Below are 9574 nucleotides of genomic sequence, written 5' to 3'. Positions count from 1 at the left end.
ATTATTAAGTTTTGCCATAAATATAAAAAAATTAAGTAATAAAATGAAATCTAATAAACTGGGTTTCGTGAAATATAAAGAGGCAATTTAATTATAAAAAATAGAATAAATAGAATAAAACTTAAAAATATTTAAGTTTTGTTTGCTATACTTAAAATTAGGCTAAGAAAAATATATTTGAATTTATTGAAACTTAGGTACTTGAGTTGTTAACTTGAACATAATAAAAGAGGCGTTTCATAACTGATTAATCAGTTATGAAACAGCCCCCTTTTTTTTTATTCTTCAGATTCAATATTTCCTTTGTGTTCAAATTGTTGTATAATAGATTCATAGAAGCATTGATTTCACAGCACCTTTTCAGGATCGTTTGAATGATAATGTGATACTAATATGATACTAAAAAATCATGAAGCCATAAAAAATGGCTTATTTTTATGAAATCAATGACGCTGAAAGCCTGTATTTTCAACGTGTGACATATGTGATAATTATCAAATTACGGAGTGGGAATAAGAAATAAGACCTCTGTAATCCTTTAATATTAAGGGTTACAGAGGTTTTTTAATGTCTTTTGATATTAATTTTCGGATAAAAGTAAAAAAACTTTTAATGGTTATCCATATTTTTAGGCCAATTCATTTTCCACTCATAATATTCTTCTTGAGATATCTTACCGCTTTCAAGAGCTTTTTTCTTTTCATACCATTCTTCTAAGAGATGATCAAGTCCAATCAAATGAAATTTAATTTTCTTTCCTGATTCATATTGGGCAATCCTAACGTCGGCAGTTCTTTCGCTAAATCCTATAGACAGTCCTAGTTCCTTTTGTGTAATGCCACGCTTTGTTCGTATTTTTCTAATTTTATCTCCAATAGCCAAAGTCTCACCCCTATCTAAAATAAAGTCTTTTATTAAATTATACAAAAGATAAAAGAAGATGGAAGTGAGTCAACAGTCTTTGATACTGAAACTTTACCTCTTTGAGATGGACTAACCAGCAGATTGAAGATTATATTCTGAATAACCCAAATAATATTACTGGAGGTAATAGATACCCTTATTGAGAAATTTAATATATAGTAAGTATATAAATAGCTGTACAGGAGAGCTACACAAAACCGCTACTTTAGTAGTGGAGCAAGCTTCTACTTTGTTAAACAAAAGTGTGTAAATTATGGGGTACCCACGCCCAGATAAGGGAAAAATCAAACTTTGTAGGATTTGAGGATAAATATGGAAAAATATGATATAATAATTTTGAATATTGTGTGTGTTGGGATATGATATGGTGAACCTTATTATAAGTGACAGTTTGAATTTAAAAAGGCTATACTACTTGAGCAAGCAAGGACCGTTCCTACTTGCTCGATTTCCTTGACAATTCAAATGCATATTGTAGAAATTGAGCTCTACTATATGGAGTTGATGAAGAATCAGCAACAGGTGCTTCTAGTGGTGCTTTAGCATGCTATTTATATAATTACGGTATGCTTGATTTATTATAATGTGACAGCATTACTTTTAAACAAGGATATTCTATGAATAGACCATTGGAAATAAATGTAAAACTTAATGTTAAAGAAAATGATATTTGTAAAGTTAAAGTTGGTGGGGAGGCATTAAATATGAACTTAAGAGAAGTTGAGATTTAGCGCAAATGTAAAAATGCAATAAAGGTTATACTGGTTAGATGATTTGTAAAGAATATTTTGAGGAGAAATGATTATAAAAGATATACTGAGGAAAGCTATTGAACTTAGAAAAAATGGTAAATTAAAAGAAGTTAATTCAGTGCTTGTTGAATTGGTAAAGATATTTCCAAATAATGCGGAGGTCAATTTATAATTTAGGTGAGCATGCATAAGCTATGAGATTATTACTTAAAATCATTGCAGAGACATCAGTAGATGAAAGTATATTAGATTTCAAAAAAGCAATAAAATTTTAGTATGACATAAATATAGTTTTAAAGGTGGTGTAATGATGAATAAATTAGTTAAATTAAGTATCCTGGCAGTAATTATTCTCATAATTTTTATGGATATAATGCAATATAAAAGAGTTAGTAGCCTAGAAGAACAAATAAAATGCCATAAAGACCGTTTAAATCAAGCAATCCTAAGTATAGATGATATGGAGGATTCCGTTATTACCTCTTTAAAGGATTTTAAATTAAAAAATCAATGGATAAGAAATTGGAGTATTAATTATAAAAAAATATCTAAGGATTTTGAAACTATAACTTTAGTATTTTCTTTAGACTTTAATACTTTAAAGAAGAATTCTAAGGTATATTTGAGGATAGGTAGAAATCTTATTTCAAGTCCAGAAAATATTGCATGGGAAAAAATAGAATTACATTGTGAAAATGCCCTCCATTTTAAAAAGGAAATTAACCTTTCTATGAAGGAAAACTATACTTTAGAAATTATAGCAGAAGATGAGGATTCTATTCGTTCAGCAGAACTAGGTGAAATCAATATTAATGATGATATTATGGAGCGTATTGATACCGAGGTTGAAATTAATACTCACAAAAATGGATTCAATTTATTTATTGTCATTCATAATTCACCCAAAGGTAATAGATATTTTAGTAATAATAGAGTAATGTCCGATATTCTAAAATTAAAAACAGCTAAGGCCTATATTTATGTAAAGGATAAGCTCTTTAGAGAAATAGATTTGTTAAGGGAATGCGAAGCAGAAAATTCAAAACGTTATGAGATTTTTGAATACGATGAAAAATATGAAAACATATTAATTAAAACAAAGGATATAAAATATGAGCAAGAGTATGAAAATCATCTAATTAATGAAGAAGATATAAAAATTATAATTAAAGCAGAAGATAAACTTGGAATTGTTTATGAGAAGGAAGCTGAAATTGAATTTGATTAGAAAGAAGGGGCTAAACTTAAAGTAGTAAAACAACTTTTTGAGATAGCCCTTATTTACATTCTCGATATCTCGAAGGACAAATCTTTTAAAATCCCAATTATTTTTCATTGGTATGGGGTAGGTTAATTATCCCAGATTACTTAAGAAATAAAAGAAAAATAGAGACTAGTAGTGAACTGACCTTTGTCAAGTAGACAGGTAATTTAATTAAATTTTATGCACATTTGGATGCATGATTTCCATATACCTTTATGGTTTGCCAAAGTATTAGTTAAATTTTCTTTTGTTTCATTGATGATTTTTGTGAAATTTCATGTATAATAGTTTCCAAGAGAGTTCATCCTTTGATGTTGGTTTTGGCACTTACATCATAACATATGGAGGAACTCTCTTTTTTATTTTTTTGAAAATTTACCTACAATAATTTTACTCTAAGCCTATAGCTAGTTCTGGTTCCTTTTGTGTAATGCCACGATTTGTTCGTGTTTTTATGATTTTATCTCCAATAGCCAAAGTCTCACCCCTATCTAAAATATATAGAATAAGATGGAAATGAGTTAACAGTCTTTTCTACTGAAACTTTACTTCTTTGAGTTGGACTAATCAGCAGATTGAAGATTATATTCTCAATAACCCAAATGCATTACTAGTAGTAATAGATACCCTTATTGAGAAATTTAATATACAGTAAGTATATAAATAGCTGTACAGGAGAGCTACACAAAACCGCTACTTTAGTAGTGGAGCAAGCTTCTACTTTGTTAAACAAAGGTGTGTAAATTGTGGGGTACCCACGCCCAGATAAGGGAAGAATCAAACTTTGTAGGATTTGAGGATAAATATGGAAAAATATGATATACTAATTTTGAATATTGTGTGTGTTAGGATATGGTATGGCGAACCGTATCATAAATGATAACGATTATCAGATGATAATTGGTAAAATATATGATTTATATACAGAACATGATTTGGCTAAGAGAAAAATCGACTGTGAAGTAAAAATATAGTAAATCACCGACTTCTAGTTAAAAATTCGTTACATTGAACATTCAACGTTCTGTGCTGTTTTGATGGATTGATAATTGTTTTTTATGTGTATGAGGAAATATATCGAAAGGAAGTTTGTTATGAGAAAAATAATACTTATTTTGTTGATTTTAGTGTTATTAGTAGGATGTAAAGAAAAAGAATTAAGTAGTGGTCCTAGTCAGTATGAACAATATATGGGATTCATACAATTAACTGATAGAGAGCAAAGATTAGCCAATACAGTTACTAATTCTGACAGCCTAATAATGGGATATAATGTAGAGAAAGTAGAAAAAATATATCTTGTTGTAGATTGGTATAAAGATGGAAAAGTAATAGAAACACAAGAATATATAGATGAAACTAATAAAAAAGAAGGTTTTATTGTCATTAATAGCAATGATGAAAACAGTATTAATCCTGAAATTTATATAAACGATAATACAATGAATTGTAAAATGCTTGATATTTCTGATGTTGAAAAATTCGTAACTATGCGTAGAGGGTTTGGTGGTAATGTTGAAATAAACAATGGTGAATTTACATGTATTTATTATAAGGGCTATAAAGATGATGGTAATATTAGCAGTAAGAGTGCGATTGATTTCACTCCATTTCTTATGAAACAATTTACTTATGGATTTTCTATAAAAGTAAAATTTGAATAATTATTTCTTCATCATTATCATCACATCAAGGTAGGTTGAAAGGTAATTGTCGTGACAAAATAAGATATAGAGGTTATACTTAAACAAGTGTCTTTTATAGTAGATATAAGGGTTCTAAGCAATAAAGGAAATTTTGTAATAAAGTGAACTACGATGAACCGTATCATAAATGACTGTAGTTTTCTATCAATGTTATTTCTATTAATAAGTGCATTATAAGTCACAATATGAGCGTTTTCGCAATATATTATTTTATGTTGAAGATGACTATTTCTATTCAAAAATGATAATTGTAAATCAAAAAATAAAGAAATGATTTAAAGAATCTACAATGTGTATAGTAAGTAAAATAATAAATAAAATATGTATTGCAGGTTATTAATAGGTGATGTAACAACTTTGTGATTAAGTGAAAATAGAAGCTCTTTTCTGGCAATAATTAAAATAATTATTAATCCAGGAGGAAGTTTTGTTATGAGTATATTACCAAAGGAAGTTTTAAGACATATGATTAAGGACGGTAATTAAAAAACACCAGGAGATCTTCATTTTTAAGAGATATGTTTAAATAGCTTTACAAGAAATGCTTGAGGCTGAGTTAGAAGTAGAACTGGGTTATAAAAAGGGAGATAGAAAAAACAAGGATACAGATAATTGTAGGAATACTTACACAGAAAAGAAAGTAAAAAACCAAATTTAGTGATATGGAAATAGAAGTTCCTAGGATAAAAGTGGCGAGTTTGAGCATACAGTTATACCTAAAAATGTAAGGAATATATTAGGTTTTAAAGATTGATAACTTTGGCAACCATATAACGGATTGAATTAATTATTGTCAGATTTGAATAGATCTTTAGTTTTAATGAGGTGTTACTTTATTGTAATACCTCATTATTATTTATAAATTTTATATTTTTTGGTTAGCATATTACATTTATTTTACTAAAATTGTAATTTGATTATATCATTCTTATGTCTTTCTTGTCTCTTTGTATAATTGAAAGACATATTATCTTGAACTTGACTAAAGTGAAAAAATCACTTAAAACATAAATGAATGGAGGTCATTAAAGTGTTAATACGAGCTAGAATATCGAATTTTATGTCAATTGGAATATTGCAAGAATTGTGCATGATAAGTGGTAAAGCAAGAGGGAAACGTGAACATTTACATAAGAGTAAAGGTATGAATTTGTTGCGATTAACAGCTATATATGGAACAAATGCTTCAGGTAAGTCTAACCTTATAAGTTCATTAGAATTTGCTCGAAAAGTAATTGTTAAGGATATACCAAAAGGATATACCAATAAGTATAATAGAACAAATGGAAAAAATAAAGAGAAACCTAGTCATTTTGAATTTGAGATAAAATTAGATGAAAAGTACTATTCATATGGATTTGAAATTATTTTGAATAAGAATAGTATCGTATCAGAATGGCTTTATGAGCTTTCCCCAGACAATAAAAGTAGTGAAATATTTTATAGAAATTTAATAGACGAAAGGTTTAATTTAGGAAAATACTTTAGAAATGAAAAAATTGCAAATAGATTAAAAATATATTTTGATGATGTTAAGCGGCTTGATTCAGTTTTGTTTCTGTCAGAGATGAATCGGAATAAAACAGATCTATATAAGAAGAAAAATGAGTTAAGTGTTTTTAGAAATGTTTTTAATTGGTTTGAAGATAGTTTAGACATAAATTATCCAGATAGAGTATTTTCTAGTTATTCATATTTTATGAAAAAAGCAAATTCTGATGAAATATGCGAGATGATTAAGAGATTCGATACTGGTATTACTAATTTTAAAATTATTGATGCTAAGAGAGAAGATTTGAGCAATACAATACCATCAGATATATTAAAGAAAGTTTTTGATGATTTAGAAAAGGAAATCACCGAATCAAAAAAACAAAAAAGAGACATAGAATCTTTAGGTGCACTTTTACGAGGGAATAAAGATTTTTATATATTTGAAGTTAATAAAAATTATGAAGTTGAGATAAAAACAATTGAGTTTCAACACGGAAGCAGTGGGACATTTAGGTTATCTGAAGAATCAGATGGAACTAGGCGAATATTAGAATTAATTGAAATATTATTCTCAGAAAATGATAACAAAGTTTATATCATAGATGAAATAGATAGAAGTTTACATCCCCTATTAACTAGGCAATTTATTAAAGCTTATTTAGATTCATTAGGAAATAAGAGGACACAATTAATTATTACAACTCATGAATCAAGACTTCTAGACCTTGATTTACTAAGAAGGGATGAGATTTGGTTTATGAATAATAATCCAGATGGTGAATCCGAATTATATTCCCTCGAACAATATAATGAAAGATTTGATAAGAAAATAGATAAAGCTTATTTAAGTGGTAGATATGGAGCTATTCCAAATTTTAGAGAGGAGTAGCGTATATGAAGAAAAATAGTAGCTTATTTGGTCAACGCAATATGCCTCAGTTAGCACTAAAAATGAAGATAATAGTTTTATATAGCTTAGAACAGGATAGGAAAATATTAAATGAGCTCAGAATTAGGTGTAATACCAAAACTTGTAAATATATGATTGTACCTATACACATTAATTTGCAAAATAATCTTAGTGAAACTACTATTAGAAAGAAAGTAAGAGCCAGAGTAAATGACTATAAGAAGGATTTTGATAAAATATATGTGATAAATCCATGTAATGTGCAATTGAAAGATTATATAGAATTTGATTCTATATATAGCTTTAGAGCATGGTTAATAGAAGCAGTATAAGAAATTTACTATAGGGCATAAAGAATAAAGGCAATTGATAATGCCTTTATGGGATAAATATCTGCTTTAAATATATATTATTTTAAATTGGCGTTTAAATGATATCATATTTTGAAAGTAAATTCAATATTTATCTTGAAATTTGATTACAAAGGGGGGAATAATTAATCAATCGTTCTCTTGATGTTTTATAGTTTATAGATAAATGCAACTAAATTATTACAATCAAATTCAGGAGGATATTGAATGGAAAAAACTTTTTTTTCAGATTTTTTTAATGTAGATAAATATTTAATGAAAAAATATGGAGCTTTTGATATATCGTTAATTTCAGATACTCCGGCTTTTATAGACCCTTTCCTATTATATTCTAATAATAAAGCTGTATATAAGAAAGCCCATGAAGATATGATAGAATATATTAAGTTCTTGTGCAGAAAAGCAGAAGAAGCAAAAAATGATGCTAGTATACAAGAAAAGTATTATTTTTTTAAAGAGCCAAAGCAAAACTGGTTAGGCTATACACTTTATGGAAATTCGGGGAATGGATTAAAAAATGAATTTGCAAAAGAAGTATGTATTAATGCAAGTGATTATATAAAAAGCTTTGGTCAAGAGACTATAACAAATTCAAGTCATATGGAAAAATTATGCTTGTTTAGTGAAGGACATGGATTAGATAATGTGAGTGATTTTACAACAAGTTTAATTAAGCCATTTTTGCTAGACTTTACAGAAAAGTTTTGCGTTCGTTTTTTGAAAGAATCACAATGTAAACAAATTATGATTGAAAATGCTTATTTTGATTTTCGAGAGGAAGAATGGAAAGCAAAAGAATATTATTTACCAGTATTCAACAATGATTTTGTTCTTCTAGTACCTGAAGATATCCTTGTAAAAGGCGATAATTTTATTTCGCGTAAAAATTTTATTGAGGACTTGAGATACTCACGAATAAGCATTGAAGACAGTAAGTTTAGGGACCATATTAATGAATATATATCAGAAATTATTAATGGAGATTTCACTGCTGCAGAAGTTAATAGAAAGATCGATTCTTTAGCAAAACAGTATCCAGAATTGATTGATTATTACATTAAATCAAAAGAAGATAATTCGTCAGAAGCAATAAATAATAATAAAGAATTAATTAAGGAGTTTGATTTATTATTTGATACAAATTGCAATGCTCTGATTAACTTATTGAGGAATCGAACAGGGTTTTATAATATGAAGGATATAGATAATACTTCAGCTATAAAAAAACGCTTATCCCAATTGAAATACGTTATTGAAGAACTAGGTGGGAATAAATATCTCTATATTAACAATAAAGGTATTAACATAAAGTTTCTAGAAATATTATTCAACAGAATTTGGTTTGCTGGTAGACCCAAGATTAATCAAAAAAGGAATGTTGATTATATATTGGAATTTAAGGAAGTATTTAACTCTCCCGTTGAGAAAAATATTATCAATAGATTTGTAAATAATAATAAAGAGAGTAAAAACCGAATTTTATGTTATGTATATTATAATGAAAGAGAATATGAGATTGTTACTGAAAGCATAAATAAGTACGATTTGTGTAACAATGCAAATATTGTTATTATAAATGCTATGAAAGATTTTAAGCAAAACTTGTTTGCACAATAAATAAAATGCTTACTTTGTTTATCGTATAGTTGTTCAAAGAGAACATTTAGTGAAAAGAAATTTGATATTACTTTGATATTAAAAACTTCTAAACCCTCAAATAATACAAATAAAATATCCCCAAACCCACATGAATCATCACTAAAACTAAACAAATAAGTTTAACTTATATTCTGGCTTATCGAGTGGGAGTAAGAAAAATCATATCTATATTATTTTTATTTGCTTTATATGTATAGAATAAAGTACCCCCTGTGTTAGAATAGTTGTCATATAGATGTTATAATAATTGTGAGTAAAGAAAGGATGACAATCTATATGAAAAATAAGAGCTATAATAAAGAATACATTGAAGATATATTAAGGCAAATATCTCCGCCAATAAATAAAAAAGTATCACAGGTATCTAAGGAAACAGGAGTATCTACAAACACTATCTATGGGTGGAAGAGAAAAGCTAGAATAGAAGGCAAATTAATACCCAATAGTAATCCTAATCGACTTAAGAGATGGAGAAAAGAAGATAAACTTAAAAT

At 27.6% G+C, this 9574-nt stretch carries 9 protein-coding genes and 1 pseudogene; 9 read left to right on the top strand and 1 reads right to left on the bottom strand.

What is annotated here, in order from left to right; genetic code table 11:
* Positions 1-609: 609 nt before the first annotated feature.
* The gene (locus tag Q326_RS17520) at positions 610-882 is read right to left on the bottom strand and encodes a helix-turn-helix domain-containing protein (RefSeq protein WP_034602436.1); all 273 of its coding nucleotides are present in this window, start codon (positions 880-882) and stop codon (positions 610-612) included.
* A gap of 840 nt (positions 883-1722) precedes the next feature.
* Here Q326_RS17520 and Q326_RS19125 point away from each other — a divergent pair.
* The 9 genes and pseudogenes from Q326_RS19125 to Q326_RS0114245 form a co-directional block, all read left to right on the top strand.
* A complete protein-coding gene (locus Q326_RS19125) occupies positions 1723-1848 on the top strand; it encodes a hypothetical protein (protein ID WP_284071447.1) in 126 nt (41 codons plus the stop codon).
* A 138-nt stretch (positions 1849-1986) separates the two neighbouring features.
* On the top strand, positions 1987-2904 hold the full coding sequence (locus Q326_RS0114280) for a hypothetical protein (protein ID WP_026895992.1): 918 nt from the start codon (positions 1987-1989) through the stop codon (positions 2902-2904).
* An 878-nt stretch (positions 2905-3782) separates the two neighbouring features.
* Positions 3783-3914, top strand: coding sequence for a hypothetical protein (locus Q326_RS19120; RefSeq protein ID WP_284071446.1), 132 nt, complete (start codon positions 3783-3785; stop codon positions 3912-3914).
* Positions 3915-4034: 120 nt separating this feature from the next.
* Positions 4035-4604, top strand: a complete 570-nt coding sequence (locus Q326_RS0114270) for a hypothetical protein (protein ID WP_026895991.1) — start codon at positions 4035-4037, stop codon at positions 4602-4604.
* Positions 4605-5078: 474 nt separating this feature from the next.
* A pseudogene (locus Q326_RS19245) lies at positions 5079-5394 on the top strand (transposase); the annotation flags it as partial.
* Between the two features lie 282 nt (positions 5395-5676).
* Positions 5677-7029: an AAA family ATPase gene (locus tag Q326_RS0114260; protein ID WP_026895990.1), complete on the top strand. Its 1353-nt coding sequence runs from the start codon at positions 5677-5679 to the stop codon at positions 7027-7029.
* 5 nt (positions 7030-7034) lie between these two features.
* Positions 7035-7382, top strand: a complete 348-nt coding sequence (locus Q326_RS0114255) for a hypothetical protein (protein WP_026895989.1) — start codon at positions 7035-7037, stop codon at positions 7380-7382.
* A 246-nt stretch (positions 7383-7628) separates the two neighbouring features.
* Positions 7629-9038, top strand: coding sequence for a hypothetical protein (locus Q326_RS0114250; protein ID WP_026895988.1), 1410 nt, complete (start codon positions 7629-7631; stop codon positions 9036-9038).
* A gap of 318 nt (positions 9039-9356) precedes the next feature.
* Positions 9357-9574, top strand: a 218-nt coding sequence (locus Q326_RS0114245; protein ID WP_034602435.1) for a transposase, incomplete at its 3' end; no start/stop codon positions are given.

This window comes from Clostridiisalibacter paucivorans DSM 22131 (genome assembly GCF_000620125.1).
GTDB lineage: Bacteria > Bacillota > Clostridia > Tissierellales > Clostridiisalibacteraceae > Clostridiisalibacter > Clostridiisalibacter paucivorans.
This window is presented reverse-complemented; position numbering and strand designations above follow the sequence as displayed.

Excerpts from the sequence above, each read along its gene's own strand:
- Q326_RS19125 (WP_284071447.1), top strand. The coding sequence starts at position 1,723 with ATGATTATAAAAGATATACTGAGGAAAGCTATTGAACTTAGAAAAAAT.
- Q326_RS0114280 (WP_026895992.1), top strand. The coding sequence starts at position 1,987 with ATGAATAAATTAGTTAAATTAAGTATCCTGGCAGTAATTATTCTCATA.
- Q326_RS0114250 (WP_026895988.1), top strand. The coding sequence starts at position 7,629 with ATGGAAAAAACTTTTTTTTCAGATTTTTTTAATGTAGATAAATATTTA.
- Q326_RS0114255 (WP_026895989.1), top strand. The coding sequence starts at position 7,035 with ATGAAGAAAAATAGTAGCTTATTTGGTCAACGCAATATGCCTCAGTTA.
- Q326_RS0114270 (WP_026895991.1), top strand. The coding sequence starts at position 4,035 with ATGAGAAAAATAATACTTATTTTGTTGATTTTAGTGTTATTAGTAGGA.